Annotated in this window: 16 protein-coding genes and 5 pseudogenes; 11 read left to right on the top strand and 10 right to left on the bottom strand. The window is 56.3% G+C overall.

Annotation, left to right across the window (positions count from 1 at the left end; translation table 11 throughout):
• Positions 1-163: 163 nt before the first annotated feature.
• A protein-coding gene (locus PY649_RS31025; RefSeq protein WP_432761438.1) for an IS5 family transposase occupies positions 164-921 on the top strand; the annotation gives its coding sequence in 2 pieces (ribosomal slippage) (positions 164-500 and positions 500-921; 759 coding nt in all).
• 82 nt (positions 922-1,003) lie between these two features.
• Here the strand turns inward: PY649_RS31025 and PY649_RS31020 are convergent.
• A complete protein-coding gene (locus PY649_RS31020) occupies positions 1,004-2,233 on the bottom strand; it encodes an ATP-grasp domain-containing protein (RefSeq protein WP_285872736.1) in 1,230 nt (409 codons plus the stop codon).
• Between the two features lie 601 nt (positions 2,234-2,834).
• Here PY649_RS31020 and PY649_RS31015 point away from each other — a divergent pair.
• Positions 2,835-3,089 carry a tyrosine-type recombinase/integrase gene (locus PY649_RS31015; protein ID WP_285872742.1) on the top strand — a complete coding sequence of 85 codons (255 nt, stop codon included), beginning with the start codon at positions 2,835-2,837 and terminating at the stop codon, positions 3,087-3,089.
• A gap of 118 nt (positions 3,090-3,207) precedes the next feature.
• Here the strand turns inward: PY649_RS31015 and PY649_RS31010 are convergent.
• A pseudogene (locus PY649_RS31010) lies at positions 3,208-3,451 on the bottom strand (IS110 family transposase); the annotation flags it as partial.
• Positions 3,452-3,774: 323 nt separating this feature from the next.
• On the opposite strand from PY649_RS31010, the pseudogene PY649_RS31005 reads away from it, so the two are divergent.
• Positions 3,775-3,980, top strand: a pseudogene (locus tag PY649_RS31005) (ectoine synthase); the annotation flags it as partial.
• An 879-nt stretch (positions 3,981-4,859) separates the two neighbouring features.
• On the top strand, positions 4,860-6,194 hold the full coding sequence (locus tag PY649_RS31000; RefSeq protein WP_285872735.1) for an aspartate aminotransferase family protein: 1,335 nt from the start codon (positions 4,860-4,862) through the stop codon (positions 6,192-6,194).
• 94 nt (positions 6,195-6,288) lie between these two features.
• Here PY649_RS31000 and PY649_RS30995 read toward each other — a convergent pair.
• Positions 6,289-6,571, bottom strand: a pseudogene (locus PY649_RS30995) (DDE-type integrase/transposase/recombinase); the annotation flags it as partial.
• A 541-nt stretch (positions 6,572-7,112) separates the two neighbouring features.
• Here PY649_RS30995 and PY649_RS30990 point away from each other — a divergent pair.
• A pseudogene (locus tag PY649_RS30990) lies at positions 7,113-7,304 on the top strand (cupin domain-containing protein); the annotation flags it as partial.
• Positions 7,305-7,641: 337 nt separating this feature from the next.
• On the opposite strand, the gene PY649_RS30985 reads toward PY649_RS30990, so the two are convergent.
• The 7 genes from PY649_RS30985 to PY649_RS30955 form a co-directional block, all read right to left on the bottom strand.
• Positions 7,642-9,111 (bottom strand): NAD-dependent succinate-semialdehyde dehydrogenase, encoded by a 1,470-nt coding sequence (locus PY649_RS30985; protein WP_285872734.1) that lies wholly within the window; start codon positions 9,109-9,111, stop codon positions 7,642-7,644.
• A gap of 110 nt (positions 9,112-9,221) precedes the next feature.
• The gene (locus PY649_RS30980) at positions 9,222-9,602 is read right to left on the bottom strand and encodes a RidA family protein (RefSeq protein WP_285872733.1); all 381 of its coding nucleotides are present in this window, start codon (positions 9,600-9,602) and stop codon (positions 9,222-9,224) included.
• Positions 9,603-9,895: 293 nt separating this feature from the next.
• On the bottom strand, positions 9,896-10,885 hold the full coding sequence (locus PY649_RS30975) for an ABC transporter ATP-binding protein (protein ID WP_285872732.1): 990 nt from the start codon (positions 10,883-10,885) through the stop codon (positions 9,896-9,898).
• On the bottom strand, positions 10,882-11,925 hold the full coding sequence (locus tag PY649_RS30970; RefSeq protein ID WP_285872741.1) for an ABC transporter ATP-binding protein: 1,044 nt from the start codon (positions 11,923-11,925) through the stop codon (positions 10,882-10,884). Before PY649_RS30970 ends, PY649_RS30975 begins: the two co-directional genes overlap by 4 nt.
• Before the next feature lie 7 nt (positions 11,926-11,932).
• Entirely contained in the window at positions 11,933-12,814 is an 882-nt protein-coding gene (locus tag PY649_RS30965) for an ABC transporter permease (RefSeq protein ID WP_285872730.1), read from the bottom strand.
• Between the two features lies 1 nt (position 12,815).
• A complete protein-coding gene (locus tag PY649_RS30960; RefSeq protein WP_285872739.1) occupies positions 12,816-13,757 on the bottom strand; it encodes an ABC transporter permease in 942 nt (313 codons plus the stop codon).
• 5 nt (positions 13,758-13,762) lie between these two features.
• Entirely contained in the window at positions 13,763-15,370 is a 1,608-nt protein-coding gene (locus PY649_RS30955) for an ABC transporter substrate-binding protein (protein WP_285872729.1), read from the bottom strand.
• A 1,023-nt stretch (positions 15,371-16,393) separates the two neighbouring features.
• Between PY649_RS30955 and PY649_RS30950 the strand changes: the two are divergent.
• The 6 genes and pseudogenes from PY649_RS30950 to PY649_RS30925 form a co-directional block, all read left to right on the top strand.
• Positions 16,394-16,684 (top strand): annotated as a pseudogene (locus tag PY649_RS30950) (ISNCY family transposase); the annotation flags it as partial.
• A 513-nt stretch (positions 16,685-17,197) separates the two neighbouring features.
• Entirely contained in the window at positions 17,198-18,166 is a 969-nt protein-coding gene (gene speB, locus PY649_RS30945; RefSeq protein ID WP_285872728.1) for an agmatinase, read from the top strand.
• Between the two features lie 379 nt (positions 18,167-18,545).
• Positions 18,546-19,739, top strand: a complete 1,194-nt coding sequence (locus PY649_RS30940; RefSeq protein ID WP_285872727.1) for a M20 family metallopeptidase — start codon at positions 18,546-18,548, stop codon at positions 19,737-19,739.
• A 38-nt stretch (positions 19,740-19,777) separates the two neighbouring features.
• Positions 19,778-20,761: a hydroxyectoine utilization dehydratase EutB gene (gene eutB / locus PY649_RS30935; RefSeq protein WP_285872726.1), complete on the top strand. Its 984-nt coding sequence runs from the start codon at positions 19,778-19,780 to the stop codon at positions 20,759-20,761.
• Complete coding sequence (gene eutC / locus PY649_RS30930) at positions 20,761-21,762, top strand: ectoine utilization protein EutC (protein ID WP_285872725.1); 1,002 nt, start codon at positions 20,761-20,763, stop codon at positions 21,760-21,762. The genes eutB and eutC overlap by 1 nt, the downstream gene beginning before the upstream one ends.
• A 141-nt stretch (positions 21,763-21,903) precedes the next feature.
• The gene (locus PY649_RS30925) at positions 21,904-23,073 is read left to right on the top strand and encodes a M24 family metallopeptidase (RefSeq protein ID WP_285872724.1); all 1,170 of its coding nucleotides are present in this window, start codon (positions 21,904-21,906) and stop codon (positions 23,071-23,073) included.
• Positions 23,074-23,222 lie beyond the last annotated feature (149 nt).

Here is a 23,222-nt window from a genome sequence, read left to right as displayed (position 1 = left end):
GATGCGGCTTGCCCATGGTCGATCTCCTTCCATGCACAAGTGAATCACAAAGCAAGCTTCAACGGAATCCTGAATCACGTAAGCTGCGACACGCTCTAGGTATTTGTCGAGATTCAGGGTTTCACGGATAGAGATATCATGATTCAAGCTCCTTTTGAGGAGTTTGAGGATGATTCGGACTGTCTTGACGGACGCCCAGTGGGAAAAGATGGCTCCCCATTGCCATGGCAAGGATACCGACCCCGCCCGCAACGGAGGCGACAATCGGCTCTTTGTTGAAGCGGTTCTGTGGAAAGCGCGCACCAACAGCCCTTGGCGGGATCTGCCGGACGCATTCGGCAACTGGAATACGGTTTTCAAACGCTTCGACGACTGGTCGAGAAAAGGCGTGTTCGAACGGATATTCGAAGCTGTTTCGGATGATCCGGACATGGAATATGCCATGATCGATGCAACCATCGTTCCGGTCCATCGTCATGGACACGGCGTAAAAGGGGGACTCAAAATCAGGCGATCGGAAAATCGAAAGGCGGATGGACAACCAAAATCCTTGCCTTGACTGACGCCCTTGGAAACCTCGTCCGGTTTCATCTCCTGCCCGGCCAGCGCTACGATACGATCGGCGTGGCTCCCCTGATCGAAGGGATCGATTTCGAGGCGATCCTTGCCGACAAGGCGTTCGATGCCAACTGGATCATCAAGGAGATGAACGAGCGCGGGGCGCAGATCGTCATCTCGCAGCGGTCCAAGCGCAAGCATCCGATCGAGATCGACAAGGAAGTCTATAAGTGGCGGCACCTGATCGAGAACTTCTTCTGCAAGCTCAAAGAGTTCAAGGCAATCGCCATGCGCTCCGACAAAACCGACCGAAACTTCTCGGCAATGATCTACGCTTGCGCTGCCGTCATAAATTCGCGTTGAATCTCAACAAACCCTAAACCGATATTGGGCTCCCTCGCGCGAACGTGAAGGTTGCTGGCAGGTAAGGGGCCGCAGATACTTCCTACTCACGAAGTGTCGAAAATGGTGTGATAGACCAACCGATTGAATCGACGGCACGCTTTAGTATCGCCTTGGTCTGAGCAAGGCTGGGTGAGACGGCGATGACATATCCGATGCGGTCTCGGTAATCCCCCTTCCTGACGATTGGCGTCTTGGGTTCAACATACAATTTGATCTCTGCGATACCCGGTATAGCAGCCGCGCGACTGTTGCCGTCAATCCAATCGAGCGTACCATCGCGATCAGGAATGAGGGAATGTGCGACCGCAGTGTTCGAATGCCTTTTGCGCAGATTCCATTCTTTGCCAATGACAAGCTTGATGTGCTCGGTGATAAGGTCGACACCGCAAGCCAGTTGAACCAATTGAGGATCCGGTACGCCAGCTAGACGCGGGTTGACTTCAATAACGACTGGGCCAAGCTTCGTCCACCGGAGTTCAATGTTCGTTGGCCCCCAGCCGAGGTCAAGAGCTCGCAAACAGCTCAGCGAAACATCAACTATACGCTGATGCTCGTCATCAGACAACGGGGCAGGAAAGGTCAACTCACGAAAGACGAAATGAGGTGGGGGACCGTAGTCAGCGACGCTAATCCCAATAACCTCATTTCCCATTATCTCAGCATTATAATGTGGTCCTTGGACGAATTCTTCGACCAGTATCCGCGGAGATGACGACCAATTTTGCCTCCCGCTCAACAGATAGGTCGTATGTTCGGCTAGTTCATCGACGGTGCGGCACAATCGGACACCACTGCTGCCGCTGCCTACGGTTGGCTTAAGAATCGCCGGCAGGCCGACCTCGGCGGCGGCGCTTTCTATTTCCACCGCATTCGCTGCCAGGCGATAGGTGGGTATTGGAACACCGGCCTCACCGAGGAGTTGACGTTGAGTAAACTTGTCGCAGCATCGCTCAATCGATACGGGATTGGGTCCAGGCAGATCGAAATGTCGGGCGAGCTTGCTAGCTGTCGCATAGAATGCTTCCCTAGGGCACGTAATTCCAGCAATGTCATAGGTCGCGCGCAGATGGGAACATTCGCTGATCAGCGCATCGAGGTCGTCTGTATCGACGCGGATTGCCTCAAGTCCTTCCGCAGCAAGATATTCGTACTGAGCTGGGTCAGCGCACAGAGTAATTGGATTGAGGCCAAGCCGCTGGCCCGCTAGAGCGAATAGCAGGCCAGTACCCGTTGGATCACCTTCAATCAGGATAAGCGCTCTTGTTGCCATGACTTTCATCTCCGACGTTGTAGTGCGGTGCGGTCACCCGAGGGTAATCCACATCAGCTTTTTCAGTCCTGTCCACGTCAGCCTTCGCAGTGAACCTACCAGCGTCGGCGGTTTGCGCTCGCAAAGATTCTGTAAATTTTGTTTCGAGGTTTGGTGCCGCGTCCGTTGAACTCGGAATCGGAAATTGGACGTCAGTTATAGCTCTTCGTGATCCCCTCCTTCGAACCAGGAGGTGTGATGGCGCGAGCACTGAGTGACGATCTTTGCAGTCGGGTTTTGGCGGCGACTGGGAACGGGTTCCACACGGTCGGCAGTAGCACGGCCTGGAATCTGGATTTCAACGGGCCTTTGCCTGGCTGGCGAGCCTACGACAAGGGCGGCTCAGGGCTGCCAAAATCAAGTTGAAACGGCTGAACTGGAGCGTCGCACTCGATGACGCCGATGGTCTACTCTGAGCTATTGGCTGCAAACAGATTCGGATTGGCTTTAGCCGGCGCCACCGATTTGTGGCGGCACAGGAAGCGATGGTTCCCAGGCTTGGCCTGGCTATCATTGATGATGACGCGCCCCGGATGGGGCCGCGGCTGAAACCACGCCGTCGCTGCAAACGAAGCACGTAACGCCGCACAGCTTCCGTCACGCCACCGCCGTCCATCTTGTATCGGCGGGCGTAGACATCACGGTCATCCGCAGTTGGCTTGGGCATGTGAGCCTCGACACCACCAATCACTACGCGAAAGCCAATCTGGAAACAAAGCGAAAGGCGCTGGAACAGATCGCCGCACCGGTGTCGACGGGGCATTTATCATCGTGGAAACGTGATACGAGCCTGCTCGCCTGGCTCGACACGCTCTGAAATAATGCGAAGGAATTTTGCGTGCAAAGGCCGGCAACCGGCGCGGTCCGCGTGAGTTCCTTCGCATTTTGAGCACCTGACGATTAGTAAAGTAATGGAGAGGTGGCCATTACTTGCCGTATGGCTTGACGTAAGACGCAGGCATCAGCCGAACCTCGTGACCCAGTGACCTAAGAATCCGAGCCCAGTGGTGTCCCGTCGCGCAAGCCTCGATGCCGACTAAGCATGGCGGCAATGCCTTGAAGAATCCAGCGACCTCATCGCGGCGAAGCTTGCGACGGGCAACGATAGCACCAGCTCCTCCCGTGAATCTGAAATACGTGCTTGGCGATATCCAGACCAATCGTGGTAATCTTCTCCATGGACGGCTCTCCTTCATGTGACTTTCGACAGCTACACTTTGGCACATTGCGATGCCGGGAGCGAGGCCGTCCACCACATCAGGTCAACCCGGCCCGGTTCAGTTTGTCGAGTCCTCGACACAGGCATTGTTGCCCTACCTCTGAGGTACAACAGTGCAAATCATTGTTTCAGCGCGCAGAATTTTTGTTCTTAGGCCCTAGGTGAGATTGGCACGACTTTTGAGTGTCCCTCTATAAGTAGGAGCTGCCAGCCTGATCGATATGCCAGATCTGTTCGGAACTCGCATTCCACTATCCTCAAATGTTAGATACGGAGAACAATTATGTTCGTGCGCAGCCTGCAGGATGTAGAAGTCACCGACCGGAGCAGTGGCACCAATCACCGTCTGCTGACGGAAAAGGCGTGGGCTTTACCGTCTGTCACACGATTGTGCGGGCCAATACGGTGTCACTTATCCAATACCGCAATCACCTCGAAGCCTGCTATTGCATCGCTGGAGAGGGCGTTGTCGAGGACATGGACGGCAATTGTATAAATCAAGAATCGCGGCGAAGGAAGTGGCTGCGCCATGTTAGTATATCGAGAGTGGAAAGAAAAAAATGGCATAAATAATAGGCAACATAATAGATATAAAATCTGCGCGTCGCTAGAAATATCAAATATAGCAGAAAATGAATTGGCTAATAGTGACATTCGATCTGCTGCAAAGAACGTTAAGATCGCCGATCACATGTAAGATTAACGGATTGGAAAACATATATGTCGGTAATAACGTCATAATAGACAGAAATGTTATCCTTAATGGTTTGAGAGGATCAGTCACCATTGGCGATTATGTTCATATCGCATCTGGGTGCTATCTGGACGGAGAAGGAATGATTACGCGCAATGATTTTTCCGGGCTTGCCCCAGGCGCTCACATATTTTCCGGCACGGACGATTACACAGGGGATATCTAACGAATATAACTATTCCAGAAGAATGCCTTAGGGTCAAATTCGCTGCCGTCTATATAAGAAGGCACGTCATCATTGGATCAGGGGCGATCGTTCTTCTCGGATGCAATATCGGAGAAAGATCATCGGTCGGGGCGTTGTCTCTAGTAACAAAGCGTCTGGATAGCTGGTGCGTATTCTGTGGTATTCCAGCAAAGCGCTTGAGGGCCAAATCGAAAAAGCACCTGGGGCTTGAACGACAGCTAATCCAGGCCAGCCAAATATTCGCGAACCACCGCTGCTCGAGCCCCGCGACCTTTTCGAAACCTGCTCGCCGTCACTGAGCGGTTGCGGCACAGCATAGATCGAACCGCGAGCGGGGCGGCCACAGGCGATCACGCTCGGCGCGCCGACAAGGCCTACGACGCGTAAGTCTTAACTGCAACATCTTCTTAAGAGGAGTTTTCAACAGATGGCAGCCACTACGGGTTCAATCAAACAAAATGCAGATCTCGACTCCGTACTCAACGACGCACGGCAGCGATTTGTGGACCGCAATCCTAAAAGCTTGGCCCGCCATATAGACGCCAAGCAGTCGCTTCCAGGCGGCAACACCCGTACCATACTCTGGTACAATCCTTTTCCACTTACTTTGGTGTCCGGGAATGGCTGCTACGTAACAGACTTTGATGGCCATCAATATGTGGATCTCTTGTCGGAATACACCGCGGGCCTGTACGGACATTCCGACCCAACCATAGCGGAGGCCATGATTGACGCCATCAGGGAAGGCGTCATGCTCGGCGGGCCAAACCGTTACGAGGCACACTTGGGTGCCGCTATTGTCGACCGCTTCCCGGCGATCGAACGCGTACGCTTCTGTAACTCCGGCACGGAAGCCAACATTATGGCGTTGGCAGCCGCGCGCGCAGTCACGGGCCGAACCAAGATACTGGCTTTTAAAGAAAGCTATCATGGGGGGGTCATGTGCTTTGCAAACGGAGGCTCACCGCTCAATTTGCCGTTTCCTTTCTTGCTGGCCGACTATAACGACGAGGTTGGCGTAGAGAAGATGATGCGAGAGCATGCCGATGATCTCGCTGCGGTCATCTTGGAGCCAATGTTGGGAGCTGGGGGCTGTATTGTCGCCAAGCCAAACTTCCTTCCGCGTCTCCGGGGTCTGGCTGACGAACTCGGCGTCATCTTGATCTTCGACGAGGTGCAAACGTCACGCTTAGGTTATAGAGCGTTGCACGGTGAACTCGGTATCCTTCCCGATATGGTTGCGCTCGGGAAGTATATCGGCGGCGGCGCAAGTTTCGGTGCCTTCGGCGGCAAGGCCTCGATCATGGACCGCTTTGATCCTGCGCGTGTCAATTCGTTTTCGCACGGCGGCACCTTCAACAATAACGTCCTAAGCATGGCGGCGGGATTGGCTGGCTTCACAAAAGTTTTGACTGAAGAAGCAAGCCGAAGAGTGAATGCCATAGGCGACTGGTTGCGAAGCGAGACGAACACCGCCCTCGAGCGGCATGCGGTTGCTGCCGTCGTTCTCGGCCGCGGCTCGCTGATGAATCTGCATTTTGTCGATGGCGTAGTCGAGACACCGGCGCAACTTAAGGAAAGAGACGTACGCTGGCTGGAGCTCTGGCACGTCGAGATGGTTCTGCGCGGGTTCTATGTGGCGCCACGGGGACTTGTCGCGCTCTCGCTCCCCTTCGGTGAGAACGAGGCGGAACGTTTTCTTGCGGCATTCGACGACTTTTTGGCTGTTCATCGTTCCCTTTTGCCTACACGCACCAGCTAAGCCGCTGATTTCTGGATGACAGCAGATGGGCTTGTTGCAATGGGTGAGTAGAGGGCGCAGAGAGCCCTGATCTGAGGTCAGTCAGGGGCGAGGATTCGAACTGCTCGGCCAGGGACGGATTCGGATTGAAGGCGCCTCGCCTGTCGACTACGCATCACGTGAATCATTTCGATGCCGGAAAGGATGGTGGCTGCGGCGGCCGTCGATTCGAAGCCGAGCATCGGCCGGACTCGGTGCTTGATGCGCCGATGCTCCTGCTCGATCAGATTGTTCAAATACTGGCTCCGGCGGATGCGGATCGGTTTCAACCGGCGCCGGGCGTGATCCTGCAAGCGATTTGTCGCGTCGCAGGAAACGATCGCCTCGTGGTTGGTCTGGCGCGATCATGGGCTTACGCCGCATCGCTGGCGAAGCTTCAAACTCTGAAGCGACAACGCCTTCGCTGAGAAGTTGGGTCGGATTGAAAGTACGTGTAAAAAGTTCACAAGGGTAGTTCGAAGGGTAAAGGTTTTGGCACGAGTGGCGCAGGCACGCCATCGTGTTCGTACTCCGAAACGGCGAATATGCTTGCCGATCTAGGGACTGCGGCAGCAAGCTTCGGCGTGACATCCAGGCCATCGGTGGCCACGGAGGCAAGACATTCTGTGACACAATTACCGTCACATCCAGCCCAAAAAACCGCACGGCACTTTACCTGCGCGTTTCCCCGCCGGACCAGAAGCCCGATCTTCAAGCTACGCCACGCGACGGACTGGCATCGTCGGAGACTACTGCGACATCGCAGTGTCAGGCCGCCGCGAGGGTCGCGAGTATTCGCAACAGGTATGTCGATTGTGTCCTGGTCTGGAAAATCGACCGCTTCGCTCGCTCCACCTGTCGCCTAGAACTGACCCCTCCCATTGCCTCAGTGAGGCAATGGGAGGGGTCAGTTTCTCATTTCGTCCGGCAATCCTCTCCGGCTACGATGAGCTAAAAATCCTGGGTCCAGGGGATGCTTACTATTTCGAAAGTCTACGACCGCATCGGTTCCGCCGCATCGGGCCTGTTGTGGGCGAGGTTATTAGCGCCTGCACGCCGGCGACCTTTTGGGATCGGCTTTTGATGCGGTGAGCACGCGGTTTAGCGCTGTGCTCGTCCCAGAACAGCTCCGAGGACCATCGACCACTACCAGTCGCCTGCATGCCGCGCATCGGAATCATTGATGCGGCAACACCACGGCGGTTCACTCTCAGCCTACTGCGGCGCCCGGTGGCGCGTGATCTGCGCGACTTTTGAGAACTGGTGATGATGTCGTGCAGATGCTTCCATCCATGTGCTCCAAGCTGACCCTGCCGTTACGGGAAAACAACGCGATGCCTTTGGAAGGACGGCAGCTTCTTTTTCCCGCAACGGCCCGGCTTCAAGATCGTCAAACCGAGCGGCGGACGTTTGAGGGCGGCAGCCCGCGTTAGAGGCCGCCCATACATAGATACTTCATTTCGAGATAGTCCTCGAGACCGTGCCGCGAGCCCTCGCGTCCAATGCCGGACTGCTTGATGCCACCGAAGGGTGCCGCCTCCGATGACATGCGGCCGGTATTGATGCCGACCATGCCGTATTCCAGCGCCTCGGCCACCCGCCAGACGCGTTTGAGGTTCGAGGCGTAGAAATAGGCGGCGAGGCCATAGATGGTGTCGTTGGCTTTCCGGATCACCTGCTCCGGGTCTTCGAAACGGATGATGGGCGCCAATGGACCAAACGTCTCTTCCTGCGCGATCCGCATCGAACCGACGACATTGGTGATGACGGTCGGCTCGAAAAATGTTCCCTTCGCGCCGATCCGGCGACCGCCGCAGCGAACCGTCGCGCCCTTTTTGACGGCATCATCGACATGCGCTTCAATTTTTGCCAGCGCATGGCTATCGATCAAAGGACCGATAGCATTGTCCGGTTTGAACCCGTCGCCAACCTGCAGCCGCCTGACGCGCTCGGCAAACCTCTCGGAGAACAGGTGGTAGACGCCGGCCTGCACGTAAATACGATTGGCGGACACGCAAGTCTGGCCGCCATTGCGAAACTTGGCCTGAATCGCACCATCGACGGCGGCATCGATATCAGCGTCGTCGAAAACGATGAAGGGCGCGTTGCCGCCGAGCTCGAAACTGATCCGCTTGATCTGGTCGGAGCTTTGGCGCATCAGCAGCCGGCCGACTTCTGTCGATCCGGTGAAGCTGATCTTGCGAACTTTCGGATTAGAGCAAAGCTCCTTGCCGACGGCATCGCCGTCCGACGCATAGATCAGATTGAGCACGCCCTCGGGAAAGCCGGCCATCCGGGCAAGCCCGAACATGGCGCCCGCGACAAGTGGGGTTTGTTGAGCGGGCTTCAGGACGATCGTGCAGCCGGCTGCCAGCGCCGGCGCAATCTTGCGCGCGACCATCGAGGCCGGAAAATTCCAGGGCGTGATGGCGCCCACGACACCGACCGGCTGCTTGATCACCAGCAGTCGTCTGTCGGTGGACGGCGCCGGGATCGTCTCGCCGTAGATGCGGTTCGCCTCTTCCGCATACCATCTGACATAAGCCGCGGCATGGGAAATCTCCGACTTCGCCTCGGCAAGCGGCTTGCCCATTTCGCAGGTCAGAATAGCGGCGAGATCATCGATGTGATCGACAATCAGCTGGTGCCACCGCCACAGGATGTCGGAGCGCTCACGCGCGGTCAGACCCGCCCAACGTTCTCTTGCGGCATCAGCTCGATCGATTGCGAGCGCCACATCCGAGGCCTGCATGTCCGGCAACTCCGCCAGCAATTCACCCGTGGAGGGATTGTGGACCGGAAAGCGCCTGGCGGTTTCGACGACGCCAGCGGCGGCTGCAAGATCGCCGAACCTTTTGGTGTTCTTGATATGCTTTTTGAGCGCCTGCGTAAGGGTCACGGCGTCCTCCTCCTCAAGTGGGCCTTGCCCGTTTCTTCCGCCGTCAAACGACAGAACCGGAGCGGCCCTTCGACCGCTCCGGCTTCATGCCGCATAATGGTGCGGCCAGTTCAGCCGACAGCTATGACGGCTTCGATTTCCACCTTGGCGCCTTTCGACAGAGCTTTCACCTCGTAGCAGGCACGCGCCGGGAACGGCTCGGAGAAGAACTCGGCATAGACCTGGTTGACCTCCGCGAAATCGCCAAGGCTGGTCAGCAGCACCGTGGTCTTGACCGTCTTCGAAAGCTCGGTGCCCGCTTCCTTGGCAATGGCGGCCATGTTCTTCAGGCATTGTTCGGCCTGCTTGACCACATCGTCAGAATTAAACTCGCCGGTGGCCGGGTCGATCGGCAACTGTCCGAACACGAACAGGAGATTGCCGGTCTTGATAGCCTGGGAATAGGGGCCGACAGCGCCGGGGGCATCGGCGGTAGAAACAGCGGTGATCACATTAGGTCTCCATGGAAGAATTATTCGAGTTGGCGTCAGGCGTAGCGGGCGACCGCGAGCTCAGTGGCGTCGATCTCAGGCTCCGGCCGCGGGACCGAGGCGCGTTACTGTAAACCCGGGCACACGGGCGATGAGGATGGCGATTTCGCCGCGATTGGCGTTCAGGATCGCGTCAGCCGCCGTTCGTTCACGGTTGGCCCATGCCGGTAATCAAAACGTTGCAACATATACCGATCAAGTCAATCCGTCAGTGGCCAGCACACAGCAGGCGATCATTCGCCCGCTACATTTGGTTAGGCCACGGCGCCCGTGGCCGGAGCGCGCACGTGACAGGCCACAAGGCGGCCATCTGCAGCCGGCACCAAGGGCGGCACTTCGATCCGGCAGCGCTCGACCGCGAGCGGACAGCGCGGGTGAAACGCGCACCCGCTCGGCGGATTGACCGGGCTTGGCACCTCGCCCTCGACGGGCACCTCCAGTCGGGCACATGAGGGATCTGGCACCGGAGCCGCGGCTATCAGCGCCTCAGTGTAAGGATGGAATGGCTTGGCGAAGAGCGCTTCGCAAGTTGCCAATTCGACAATCCGTCCGAGATACATGACGGCTACGCGATGACCGATATGCTCCACAACACCAAGATCGTGCGAAATGAAAACAAAGGCGATCCCTGTTTGCTCCTGGAGGTCCATGAGCAAGTTCAGGATTTGCGCCTGCACGGAGACATCGAGAGCCGAGACCGCCTCGTCGGCGATGATGATTGAGGGCTTGAGGGACAACGCACGCGCAATCCCAAGCCGCTGGCGCTGACCGCCCGACAATTCCGAGGGAAGCCTGTGCATGATCTCGGGCGCAAGGCCCACCTTTTGTAAAAGCTCCGCCGCCAGGGCCTCGCGCTTTTTGCGGCCCAGACGCTCGAAGTTCTCGACCGGTTCGGTGATGATCTGACCGGCCGTTAGCCGCGGGTTCAGCGACGAATAGGGGTCCTGAAACACCATCTGCATCCGACGGCGCCAGTTCCGAAGCTCGTTTTTGTTGAGACTTGCAACATCGGTTCCATCGAGCAGCACGCGGCCATCAGTCGGGTCAAGGAGCCGCATCAAGAGCCTTGCGACTGTCGACTTGCCGCATCCGGATTCGCCGACAATGCAAAGGGTCTCGCCCGCCTCAACAGAAAAGGAGACATCCTCGACCGCTCGCACGACCAATGGAACTCTATTAAAGAATCCCCCACCAAGCGGATAGTGCTTAACCAGTTTCTCGACTTTCAACAGGGGTTCACTCATGCGCTCACTACCTCCTCAGCATGCCAGCAGGCAGCTGCATGATCCGACCCGTAGTCTTCAAGAACTGGCGCTTTCGCCCGACAGACGTCGGTTGCAAACGGGCAACGCACCGCAAAGCTGCACCCTGCAATGGGTTCGCGTAGACTCGGCACGATGCCAGGAATTTCCGGCAAGCGGCGCTCTTTTCCGCGTCGCCTGTCAGGGACCGAGCGCATGAGGGCCTTTGTGTATGGATGCATGGGCCGCGCGAAGAGATCCATCACCGTTGCCTGCTCAACGATCCGGCCGGCATACATCACGATCACGCGCTGGCAGGTCTCGGCCACGACGCCAAGATCATGGGTGATTAACATCACCGCGGTTCCCGAGCGCTCCTTCAGATCGACGATCAGCCGCAGGATCTGTGCCTGAATGGTGACATCGAGTGCCGTCGTCGGCTCGTCTGCAATCAGGAGTTCGGGGGAGCAGGCCAGCGCCATGGCAATCATGGCACGCTGGCGCATGCCCCCCGACATTTCGTGGGGATAGTTGTTAACCCGCCGTTCAGGGTCCGCAATGCGGACGAGGCGCAGCATCTCTACGGCCTTTGACAAGGCCTCGGCACGTGACGCCCCGGTATGGATTTCTACCGCCTCTGCAATCTGGCGACCGATCGTGTAGACCGGGTTGAGGCTCGTCATAGGATCCTGGAAGATCATGACGATCTTATCCCCCCGGATCTTGCGCATCTCCCGCTCGCACAGATCCAGGAGATTGCGGCCGTGAAAGCGAACCTCGCCGCCGACTGTCCTGGCGGTCAGCTTCGGCAGTAGGCGCAGAATGGAAAGCGCCGTGACGCTCTTGCCACAACCAGATTCGCCGACCACGCCAAGCGTTTCGCCTTTCTTCACCCGGAAGCTGACGCCGCCAAGGGCCCGGGTGACGCTCTCTTCACCGAAGAAGTGAGTCTCGAGATCTCGAACGTCCAAAAGCACGTCATTCTCGATGGCTCTATCCTCCCTAAAGTTCTCGATTGTACTATGCGCCCAGGAGTTTTGCATCAGCATCTCAGCGCCTCCGTTTCGCGCGGGGATCGAACAGGTCACGCAGGCCGTCGCCAAGGAGATTGACCGCGAGAACCGTGACCGCGAGGAAGACGCCTGGAGCGAAGATCGTCAGCGGAGCGGTCGCGAGATAGAGACGGGAGCTCGCGATCATATTGCCCCAGCTCGGGATTTCGGGTGGTACGCCGACGCCGAGGAAGCTCAGTCCTGCCTCGGTCATGATTGCATCCGCACACACAATGGCGCTCTGTACCATGAGCTGCGGGATGGTGCTCGGAAGAACATGACGCCACAGGACTTTAGGCAGCAGCGCGCCGCCACAGACCGCGGCCTCTACGTAAGGACGCTCCCGCACGCTCAGCACTACCGAGCGCACCAGCCGGGTCACGCTTGGCGTCTGGGGAATTGTGACGGCGACGATTAGGATGCCGATCCCGGGACCAGTCAAGGAGATGAGGGCTATGGCCAGTAGAATGGTCGGAATCGACATGAGGGCGTCCATAATCCGCATAATGACGTTGTCGAATCTGCGAACATAGCCTGCGACGACGCCGACTAGGAGGCCGGCACAGGTTGCCAACAGGGCCGACATCAGACCGACCATCAGCGAGATGCGCGCTCCGTAGATGGTTCGGGCGAACACGTCCCGGCCAAGATGGTCGGTCCCGAACCAGTGTGCGGTTGACGGCGGCTTCAAGCGGACGAAGGGATCTATGTTCCCAGGATCGCCGGCATAAAACGGGGCCGCGAGCGCCATAAAGATCAGAAGCAAGAGGAGACCGCCGCCGATCGGGACCAGAGGGCGTCGCCGCGCAACACGACTAAGCTTGAATAGGCGCGACCGACCCGCCACCGCGAAAGTAGGTGTATAGGAAATCTGCGTCATGTTAGTACCTAATGCGAGGATCGATCAGAGTGTAGGCGAGATCGACCGCGAGATTGATGAGAACGTAGAGACCCGAGGTAAGGATCAGCACGCTTTGGATGATCGGATAGTCCCGGTTGTTGATCGCATCGACCACCAGGCGCCCGATACCGGGGATGTTGAATACGGTTTCGGTGAGCACGACCCCGCCGATCAGATAGGCGAAGCTTATCCCGATCACGGTGAGGATTGGGACACCGGCATTCTTCAATGCATGGTGAAAGAGCATGGCATAGGACGAGGCGCCCTTGGCCGCCGCGGTGCGCATGTAGTCTTCCGTCAGTACCTCGAGCACGCTCGCCCGCGCGATCCGGGCGACGAATGCAATGTAAGGCACACTCAGGGTCACAGTCGGCAGGATCAGATGTGCAAACCAGCTGCCGAACCCCTCTGCGATGAGGGTGTACCCCTGGACTGGCAGCCAACCGGTGCCGATCGCCAGTAGATAGACGAGGAAATAGCCGATTACGAACACCGGAACGGAATATCCGAGGGCCGAGAATACCAAGAGTAATCGATCAACCACCCCGCCGGCTCGCCACGCCGCGAGGATCCCGAAGGACACGCCGACAGTGACCGAAAGCGCCAAGGTCAGGAGCGAAAGGGAAAGCGTGGGTTCTAGACGCTGCGCGAGGAGATCGAGAACTAACCGGCCCGAGAAGATTGAAGTGCCGAAGTCGCCACCCAACATTTCCAACAACCAGTGCGCGAACTGGACAGGCAACGGATCGTTCAAACCCAACTGATCTCGAATGTTTGCCACCATTTGTTCCGTGGCAGCTGGGCCGGCGAGGATGGCAGCCGGATCGCCTGGCGCCAACCTGATCAGAAGGAACACAAAGATCCCGACCATCGCCATGACAGCGATGGCCGAAACCATCCTTCGAAGGATGTAGGAAGCCATAATGCTCAAACCTTCTGCATGTTCCACATGCACAATAGCCCGCTAGGCACTTCAAGGAGATTAGTGAGCGCCTTTCTGTGAGCGACTGGCGAAATGGTTTCACCTAGAAATACAGCACCGACGAAATTCCACCAAACTGCTTGCATTTTGCGTGCAAGCGCCTGTCGCTGTTCCAGTGACCCAACGTCTGCCCAAGAATTCCGAAGAGCCTCGAATTCATCATTTTTTGGCCAGCCGTACCAAGCCTTGTCACCGTTCGCCAAGACGAAAGAACTGAACAGAGGATCACCAATACTGAAATCGTCCCAGCTGCTAATGAAAATGCTCCAGCCTCTCTCATCGACTGGGCCTTTATTGGTGCGGCGCTTGCCGATCCCGCCCCAATCGCTCGGTGCGAGTTCCGCATTGATCCCTATCTTCTGCAACGCAGTCGCCACGAGCAATGCCGCATCATTGAATCTCTGTACGTCTGTCGCCTGCAGAACGACGACCTTCTCGCCAGCATATCCAGCCTCATTAAACAGTTGCTTGGCTTTCTCTGGATCGCCTCCCTTCTTGAACCATCCGGTATTCTCGTCGTTGGAATATGGCGTGGTATTTCCAAATAGCGACGTGATCGTACGGGCGTATTGTGGATCGGGAGACATCACGCGCAGAAACGCTTCTTGGTCTATCAAGTGAAGCATCGCTTGGCGTGCCTTCACATTATCGAAAGGCTTCTGCAAGGAGTTCAAGCGCATAAAATACACGTCGCCTGACTTGTTCAAAACTTTTAATTTGAGGTTAGGGTCGCTTTCGATTACAGGCAACATATCCGGCGGCGGCGCCTCAACGAAATCAATTTCACCACTCTGTAATGCCGCAAATGCAGTCTGCGGATCGGCGATATTATCCCATATCACACGATCTACGTTGACGACCTTCCCGCCCGCGTAGCCATCAGCTGGCTCGCTGCGCGGAACATATTTCTCGTTTTTATCGTAAGCGAAGCTCGCGCCTGGCTTGGCAAGATCCTGGTTGAATTTGAAAGGTCCTGATCCGATGCTCGACGTTACCTGTTCGGTGGCAGGACGTTTGGCATCGCTCTCGCGCATAATAAACGGCAACGGCGCCGAAGTCGTTGCAAGGATGTCCAGAAGAGAACCAAGCGGCTCCTTGAGCGTAATGGTGAATGTCTTGTCGTCCTTGCTCGAGATGTCAGTGGCCCGTTCCATAAGCAGTTGTCCACCGGGATGTACTTGGCCCCAGCGGCGAATCGAGGCCACGCAGTCTGCCGCCGTGACGGGGCTGTCGTCATGGAAGTTCAGACCATCTCGGAGCTCGAACGTGTAGGTCTTCTTATCGTCCGAAATGGCGAAATTTCCAACCATTTGGGGCTGCGGGATGCCCTTGGAGTTGAGCGAGAAGAGCGTGTCGAAGACGGCAAGGCCATGGTAGGCGGTTGGATTAGTCGTCGTAAACATGGGGTCGAAGATGCTGAGAAAGCCGCCGATCACCATATGTACTGGCTGCGCAGCGCCCGGTGCCGTTTTTGCTCGCAGAGTCGACGGGATTGATAGAGCTGTTCCGGCAGCTAAACCCATCTTGATAACTTCGCGTCGAGACATTGTCATGTTTAGTTCCCCTTTCTTACTGCAGTCTGATTCTTGTCGGTTGTTGCCGTACCTGCCAACCTAGAGGTCAGCACAGATTAGTTAGCCGGACGGTGCTGGGCGGCGGCGAGAAGTCAGTCAAACTCCCTCCCATGTCGCGACAGCAGGCATTGCCATGAAAAATAGCGATAACAGGGGGCAGGGACAGTAGGTCGCCGCCACTGCCGGGTCCGCTTCGAAGAGAGCGTCGAGAACTCGCCGTGTTGGAAGAGGGCCGCGCGCACTAATCTGAGCCGAAATACCCGCACCTTGAATACGGGCAAACATTCCCCCTCGGGCGCTAACGCCTGCGCTCATGAAGTCCTCCGGCAACACAATTCTCCCGATAGCGCACGACGGAATAAATGTGATCTCGTTATGCTGCATTTGGCATATCATTTATGTTTTTGTGCGTCAATAGCACCGCGCGTCTCCTAATGAGACGACGAGTCCAAGCATTGATCGGCGCGTAACCGTTGTTGGCCCGGCAAAGGCCAAGGCGCCCGCGATCGCGCGCTGTGACAAGCGTTTTCCAAGAGCGCTGGCAGTGCTTATTTGTGATACGTTATGATTAAGAATCGCATGTCATAAATATTGCGATTACACGGCAGAGCAGAGACCCATGCATTAGTCGCGACGGTTTCTCCGCGCACGGGTGCGAAGGTAGGCCATTTGGAGGCAATGAAAAAGGAGCGGCGACGTGACGTGGACTACTGGAGTGGTCGAATGACAGGCCCTCTACAGCAATCGTCGATGGCGATGCTTATCGGGTCGGCAAGCGAGTTCTTGAAATCTTCCGCGTTACCCATGTGCAGTGCGGCAGCGCCTTCTTTTGATCAAGCACTGCGAGGGGAAGTTCTAGACTAGTTTCCGTCCATAAACGGCAAGCGTTTGATTTTGTTAGATGAGTCGCGACATTGCGCGAGCGAGGTCCGGCGGTTTCAGGTAGACTTTGAGATCAAGCCATTAATTCCAAAGGAAAACCCGTAACCGCCGGAGCCGACAATGCGCCAGGAACGCACCGTACAAGCTAATATATTCGAAATTTTCGCTACGCACGAGATCGGCCACGAGTTGAAAGCGATGTCGCCATGGTTAGATGAGCATCGCGATCTGATTGGCTTGGTAGCCCGGGATCTGGTTCGGGTCGGCGTCAAGGCCGCTGGCGACAGGGCCTGCCGGCCGAAGCGATGCTGCGTTGTGCGCTGCTCAAGCAATACCGCTCAGCTGAGCTACCAGGAGCTGCCATTCCATCTCGAGGACTCCGCCTCGTTTCACGCCACCCACCTGCCATGGTCAGCCCCTGCATCGCGGACTTCATCAAGGCTAGCGTTCTAGAACCGCGCTGGAAGGCCGGACATATCACCGCACCGTTCCCATGTGATGACACGGCCTGAAGAAAGCACTTGCCTGAAGGACCGGCACAAATGTCTCATGGTGAGCTCTCTCTTTGCAGGCATCAAATCTCCACGTTGATCGAAGAGCATTTGATGCCAAGGTTGCTGACCGAGGAGCTAACTGCAGTGCCGAAAACCGGCCGGTCTTTGATTGAAACGCTCGCCGGCTTCAAATCGGAATGGCGGCCGGCTTCACGTCGGAAACCGCCAAATTCTAAAGTTGGCAGTCTCATCCGATTGTCCACGTCCTCTCTTCTAAGTGTTGCGCCGTAAACGCAAAAGTGATGAAAATCTGCGTCGCATATGGTATATCATTCTTTAATGATTGACATCACAATGGCGAGCAAATAGTTTCAGGAAGACATTGGTAGTCACGGCACCGATCGTCTTCTCATGCTACAAGGGTTCTTCAATGTCCGAGATTTACAAAGACTTCGCCCCGCTCGACTCCAGCAAGACGCCGCGCTTTGCAGAGGTTGCTACTTTTATGCGCACGCGGTCGATCCCGATTGATCAAGCGGGCGTGGTCGACGTGGGGATTGTCGGAGTTCCTTTCGATCTTGGCACTAACTTCCGCCCAGGAAGCCGATTTGGGCCCGCCGGTATTCGCGAGGCGTCACGCATTATCAGATCAGTCAATGGACATACGTACGTCGCTCCGTTTGAGATCGCGCGCATTGCAGATCTGGGTGACACGCCTGTTCATACAGTTCTGTTTGACGAGAGCATACAAATAATCACCGAATACTTTCGTGCCGTCCGCGAGAATTCTATTAGGCCACTATCGCTGGGTGGTGACCACACCATCTCACTTCCCATTCTGCGCGGCCTCGTGCAAAGCGATCCGGTCGGCATGATCCAATTTGACGCTCACACTGATACGCACGATAGCGCTCGCGGTTCTAAGATCAATCACGGGACTCCCTTCCGTCGCGCCGTGGAGGAGGGTCTGCTCGACCCGAAGCGGGTTGTCCAGATTGGTCTCAGGAGTACAATATCGGCGCAGAACGAATACGATTGGGCGCGGAGTGTCGGCATGACGCTTATAACCATGGACGATTACGAGTCGATGGGCCGTACGGCCGTGATCGAAGAGGCGCGTCGCATTGTTGGGAACGGTCGGACTTACCTTTCGTTTGATATTGATGGCCTTGATGCGGTCTATTGCCCCGGCACTGGAGTGCCCGAACCCGGCGGCTTTTCTATGCGTGACGCGCTGGTCATGCTCCGTGGACTTCGCGGGATTAACTTCATTGGTGGAGACATTTGCGAGGTTTCTCCTTACCTCGATGCGGCGGGGATAACATCCATGCATGCCGCAAACCTAAGTTTCGAGTTGCTCTGCCTGCTGGCAGAGGCTTCGCGCGATTATGCGGCCTGAGCCAGAAGAGCATTTGTGACTGTTCTTGCGTGCACCTTAGGGACGACGATTGTCTCCAACGAGCGAAGGCCAGGCCATGTCATCACGCAAGGAATAATTCGTGGTTGCAGGCATCGAAAATTCCCTAGTTGGCGCTGCTGCCCCGACGACGATAGTCCGTCCCGATCTTTTCGGGATGGGAGCGGCGCTGGTGGCCGAACTTGGAGAACTTCTGATGATCTGGGATCTACACTGTCAGGTCCAATCTGTGTGACTGCAATCGCTCGGCGAACCGGGCGCGATCTCAAGAATCCTGCAATCTCATGGGAAATGTCGGCGATTAGCGCCGATATTCAGTGTTAACTTGTGCGCACAAAGTCGGAGAGAAGGACCAGGCTCTATGAATTCCCGTATCAATAGTCTCCTCACGGATACCGAGCGCAGCGCTGTGCTCGAGCTTCGTCACGCGATGCACGGTGAGCCGGAGCTCTCAAACAACGAATGGAAGACGCAGCAACGAATAAAGGAAATGCTGGAACGATTTGGATTGCCCGCTGCGACCGTCTTTCACAATACGGGACTCTACGTTGACATCGACGGGACCGCGTCTGGCCCCGAGCGCGCGATCGCAGTCCGCGGCGATATCGACGCGCTTCCCATCAATGAGTCGCGTGACGACTTACCCTTTCGCTCTCAAGTCGATGGTGTCATGCACGCCTGTGGCCATGACCTCCACGCCTCGATCGCCATGGGAGTCGCGCTGGGCCTTTATAGGATGCGCAGCAACTTCGCGGGCAAGGTACGTGTGCTCTTTCAGCCGGCGGAAGAAGCGGAGCCCCTCGGAGGTCGCACTGTAGTCGAAGAAAAACTACTTGAGGGATTTGATTGCGCGGTAGGCTACCACGTTTCGCCGTCGATTCCCTTCGGCAAGTTTGGTGCTCGCGAGGGGGCAGTAACCAAATCGGCAGACCAATTCACAGTTACCATTGAGGGTAGTGCGGCACATGGTTCAACCCCGCACAGGGGAGTTGATGCCATTACAATCGCGGCCGCGTTCGTAAACGAAGTTCAGAAGATCATCTCGCGAGAAATGCCCGGTGACGACAGGTCTGTCATCACGATTGGAACTATCCATGGGGGCGAAGCCACAAACATAATTTGTCCAACAGTCGTGATGGAGGGGACGATCAGGACCACCAGTCCGGAGAGACGTCAACTCCTAGCCGAGCGGGTGCGGCAGATTGCTGAAGGCATCGCAGCAATGCATCGCGGCAAAGCAGAGGTTGCTGTGAGAACGGGTGAGCCCGCCGTGATTAACGACACGGAGATGGTGAGCCTATTCCGGCACGCTGTATTGGACGCGGTAGGCTCCGACGCATTCACGGAGGGTAAAGCGCTTAGCGGCAGCGATGACTTCGGCTTTTATTCGCAATGTGTTCCGTCCATTTATTTCTGGTTTGGCAGCGGCGAGCCCGGCAAGCAGTCCGGGGTGCACACTCCTACCTTCGCAGTTTCGGACGACGTTCTCGTTCCGACGACTGAACTAGCCATCAAGTACTGCTTTGATTTGCTGAACCAGCAGCGGGCGCAGTGAGCATAATCTCTGTTAACGACGGTTTCAGGTGAAACAGTATGATTAGTCTAAAAACATTCGACGAAGCCCGGGAGCGCATTGTCAACCACGTTCGCCGTACGCCTCTTGCGATCTCGACGTCGCTAACCGAACGAATGGGGACGCAAGTCGGGCTAAAACTGGAAAACAATCAGCTAACGGGTAGTTTTAAGCTGCGCGGAGCGACAAATGCGGTTCTTCAATTAAACAAGAACGAGCGAGATCGAGGTGTCATCGCAGCCTCGACTGGAAATCACGGGCGAGCCTTGTCTTTTGCGGCCCAGGTCGTTGGCTCCCATGCGGTTATCTGCATGTCGTCACTTGTCCCGGAAAATAAAGTTGCTGAGATCCGACGACTCGGTGCGTCTGTACGTATTGTCGGATCTTCGCAAGATGATGCCCAGGAGGAAGTTGACCGGCTGGTCGCAGAAGAGGGTCTCACCATGATTCCACCTTTTGACCACCCACACATCATAGCGGGTCAGGGCACTGTTGGTTTGGAGATTGTTGACGCAATGCCTGACGTTGGGACAGTACTTGTTCCGCTTTCCGGGGGTGGGTTGGCTGCAGGCGTTGCGGCGGCTGTGAAGGCCGTGCGCGCTCATGCCAAAGTGATTGGCGTTACCATGGAGCGAGGAGCTGCCATGAAGGCTAGCATCGATGCTGGCCATCCGGTTCAAGTCACTGAATACAGAAGTTTTGCCGACTCGTTAGGAGGCGGCATTGGATTGGCTAACGCTTGGACATTCCCCATGTGCAAGGCGTTTCTCGACGACATCATCCTTGTCAATGAAGGCGAGATCGCAGCGGGTATCCGCCATGCCTATGAACATGAGCGGGAGATCGTGGAAGGTGCGGGCGCGGTCGGAATTGCGGCGCTGCTTTCCGGAAAGCTTAGAAATTTGCGGGGTCCAATAGCGGTACTTATGTCGGGCCGAAACATTGATATGGACTTGCACCGAAAGGTGGTCAACGGATTTGCGGAAATAGGTGAGGCGGATTGATGCCAGTTATGAAAATACTTACAGAGGCCGAGCTCCGGCGGATCGTCCCGCTCGACCTCGAAGCGGTAAAATGCACGGAGGAGGCTTTTCGGGCGCTCGCTGTCGAAGGTGCCGTTCAGATGCCGCCAATCCTACGCCTGGATGTACCTGACAGCCGGGGAGAGGTCGATGTGAAGACGGCTTATATTCCGGGCTTTAGCGGCTTTGCGATCAAGATCAGCCCCGGCTTTTTCGATAATCCTAAGATCGGACTTCCAAGCACCAACGGGATGATGGTTTTGCTTTCGAGCAAGACTGGATTGGTGCAAGCTCTGCTCTTAGACAACGGTTACCTGACGGACGTTCGTACGGCAGCTGCTGGCGCGGTCGCCGCAAAACATCTCTCACGGCAAAATGCTTCGATCGCGACGGTCTTCGGAGCAGGCGTCCAAGCGAGACTGCAACTCCAAGCCCTCAGCCTTGTCAGACCAATTCAAGAAGTTCGTATTTGGGCGCGTGATCTAGGTAAAGCAGAGGCGTTCGCCACACAGTTGAAGGCCGAATACGACTTCGCAATTTCTGTTTTTGTTGATCCGCAAAAAGCAATCCTAGGTTCTCATGTTGTCGTGACGACTACACCTGCAGATCGGCCGATCATCGATGCTTCTTGGCTTGAACCTGGGCAGCATATCACGGCTATGGGTTCTGACGCTGAACATAAGAACGAAATCGATCCGCTCGCGCTCAAGCGGGCCGACGTTTACGTGGCGGACAGCCTAAAGCAGACGCGAAGACTGGGCGAACTACACCACGCCATCGAAGCCGGGCTTTTTGCGAGCGATGCGGAGTTCCCTGAGCTAGGACAAATTATTGCGGGCATCAGGACCGGTCGCGGGCGTGATTCAGATATTACCATCGCCGACCTCACCGGGACGGGTGTGCAGGATACCGCCATCGCTACCTTGGCGGCGCATCGCGCTGACGAACGCGGCGCCGGCATGATCTTCGAAAGCTGTAAATAGAAAATATAATCTGCTGACGATCATATTGGCGGCCATCGAAGCCACGGTCCGCAGCAGCAGGAATGCGATTACCGGCGGGAGACCCGTTCTTTCGGAAACCGCCCAGTCCCCTATCGCCCAACCGATCGAAAGGAGTCAGAAATGCCAATTATCAAAGGACCACAAGCTTTCCCTCGCGCCGAATTTTTGAGGCGGCTCACCTTAGTGAAGGCAGAAATGGGCAGCCTGGAAATTGATAGTTTAGTCGTGGGAAATGCTTCTGACATTACCTATCTGACCGGCTACACGGCGAAATCGGGCTATGTTCCGCAGGCGATCGTTGTATCCTTGATGGACGAAGAGCCGACTTTCATATTACGTCGACAGGACGCGCCCGCAGCGGTCCACCAGACGTTCATGGATCATGGCAAAATCATCGGATATCCGGAGGCCCTAATTGGTAATCCTGACAAGGACGGCTTCGATGCTGTCATCGATTTCTTAAACGAGATCGGTGTTGCAGGACGAGGAGTGGGTGTGCAGCTTGGTTACCTCACATCGCGATCAGCTGATAAATTCAAAGCTCGGCTACGGAAGGCCAGAATCGTCGATTGCACGCATTCTGTCGCGTGGATCCGCATGCTAAAGTCGGACCTCGAGATCGCGATGATGCGAGATGCCGCTGCTATCGCGGACGCCGGAATTGTGAAAGCGTCCGAAGTCATTCGAAGCGGTGTTCGCGAAGCCGACGTTATGGCTGAAGTCGCGGCCCAACTTGCGCGCGGAGCAAACGGAAAAGTGGGCACCGACCTAGCGTCAATGTATTTCTGCTCCTCTCCACGTACTGGTACATGCCACATTCGGTGGAGTGAAGATGTCATTCGCGACGGGTCTCAGATTAACCTCGAAATTGGCGGAGTCCGTCATGGCTACGTCTCTGCGATAATGCGCACCTTCTCAGTCGGAACACCTTCCGACCGACTCCGCCGTGTGCACGAGGCCGAGGTGTCCGGCCTGGAAGCTGCGCTTGAGAAAGTCCGTCCCGGCGCAACCTGCAGCGACGTGGCAAATGCGTTTTACCGGACTATCGAAAAAGCCGGCCTTCAGAAGGACTCACGATGCGGCTATGCCATCGGCATCAATTGGAGCGAGCCCACTGCAAGTCTGAAAGCGGGCGACATGACAGAGCTTAAGCCGAACATGACTTTCCACCTCATGCTCGGCAACTGGATTGATGAAGATTTCGGCTACGTGATCAGCGAGACGTTTCGTGTTACCGAATCAGGTTGCGAAGTCCTGACCAAGTCACCAAGAAGGCTTTTTGAGCTTTAGCTACTGCGTAAACGACGCGCGCGAAATGCTGTCATTTTTCAGCGTCTCATATAGAGCAGGAGAAAGCGACGAGCTGCCGGTTCCTCAGGCCACACCGGCAGAGGCGAACATACATGGTGTAATCGCGGGCACGAGGCCCTCAGGATCCG

It is taken from the genome of Rhizobium mayense, assembly GCF_030272705.1.
In the GTDB taxonomy this organism is placed as follows: Bacteria; Pseudomonadota; Alphaproteobacteria; order Rhizobiales; family Rhizobiaceae; genus Rhizobium; species Rhizobium mayense.
Note: the sequence above shows the minus strand (reverse complement) of the source record. Positions and strands in the feature narration are given on the sequence as shown.

Coding starts and splice junctions, on each gene's coding strand:
- PY649_RS31020 (WP_285872736.1), bottom strand. CDS start 2,233: ATGGCAACAAGAGCGCTTATCCTGATTGAAGGTGATCCAACGGGTACT.
- PY649_RS31000 (WP_285872735.1), top strand. CDS start 4,860: ATGGCAGCCACTACGGGTTCAATCAAACAAAATGCAGATCTCGACTCC.
- PY649_RS30975 (WP_285872732.1), bottom strand. CDS start 10,885: ATGAGTGAACCCCTGTTGAAAGTCGAGAAACTGGTTAAGCACTATCCG.
- PY649_RS30970 (WP_285872741.1), bottom strand. CDS start 11,925: ATGCAAAACTCCTGGGCGCATAGTACAATCGAGAACTTTAGGGAGGAT.
- PY649_RS30965 (WP_285872730.1), bottom strand. CDS start 12,814: ATGACGCAGATTTCCTATACACCTACTTTCGCGGTGGCGGGTCGGTCG.
- PY649_RS30960 (WP_285872739.1), bottom strand. CDS start 13,757: ATGGCTTCCTACATCCTTCGAAGGATGGTTTCGGCCATCGCTGTCATG.
- PY649_RS30955 (WP_285872729.1), bottom strand. CDS start 15,370: ATGACAATGTCTCGACGCGAAGTTATCAAGATGGGTTTAGCTGCCGGA.
- speB (WP_285872728.1), top strand. CDS start 17,198: ATGTCCGAGATTTACAAAGACTTCGCCCCGCTCGACTCCAGCAAGACG.
- PY649_RS30940 (WP_285872727.1), top strand. CDS start 18,546: ATGAATTCCCGTATCAATAGTCTCCTCACGGATACCGAGCGCAGCGCT.
- eutB (WP_285872726.1), top strand. CDS start 19,778: ATGATTAGTCTAAAAACATTCGACGAAGCCCGGGAGCGCATTGTCAAC.
- eutC (WP_285872725.1), top strand. CDS start 20,761: ATGCCAGTTATGAAAATACTTACAGAGGCCGAGCTCCGGCGGATCGTC.
- PY649_RS30925 (WP_285872724.1), top strand. CDS start 21,904: ATGCCAATTATCAAAGGACCACAAGCTTTCCCTCGCGCCGAATTTTTG.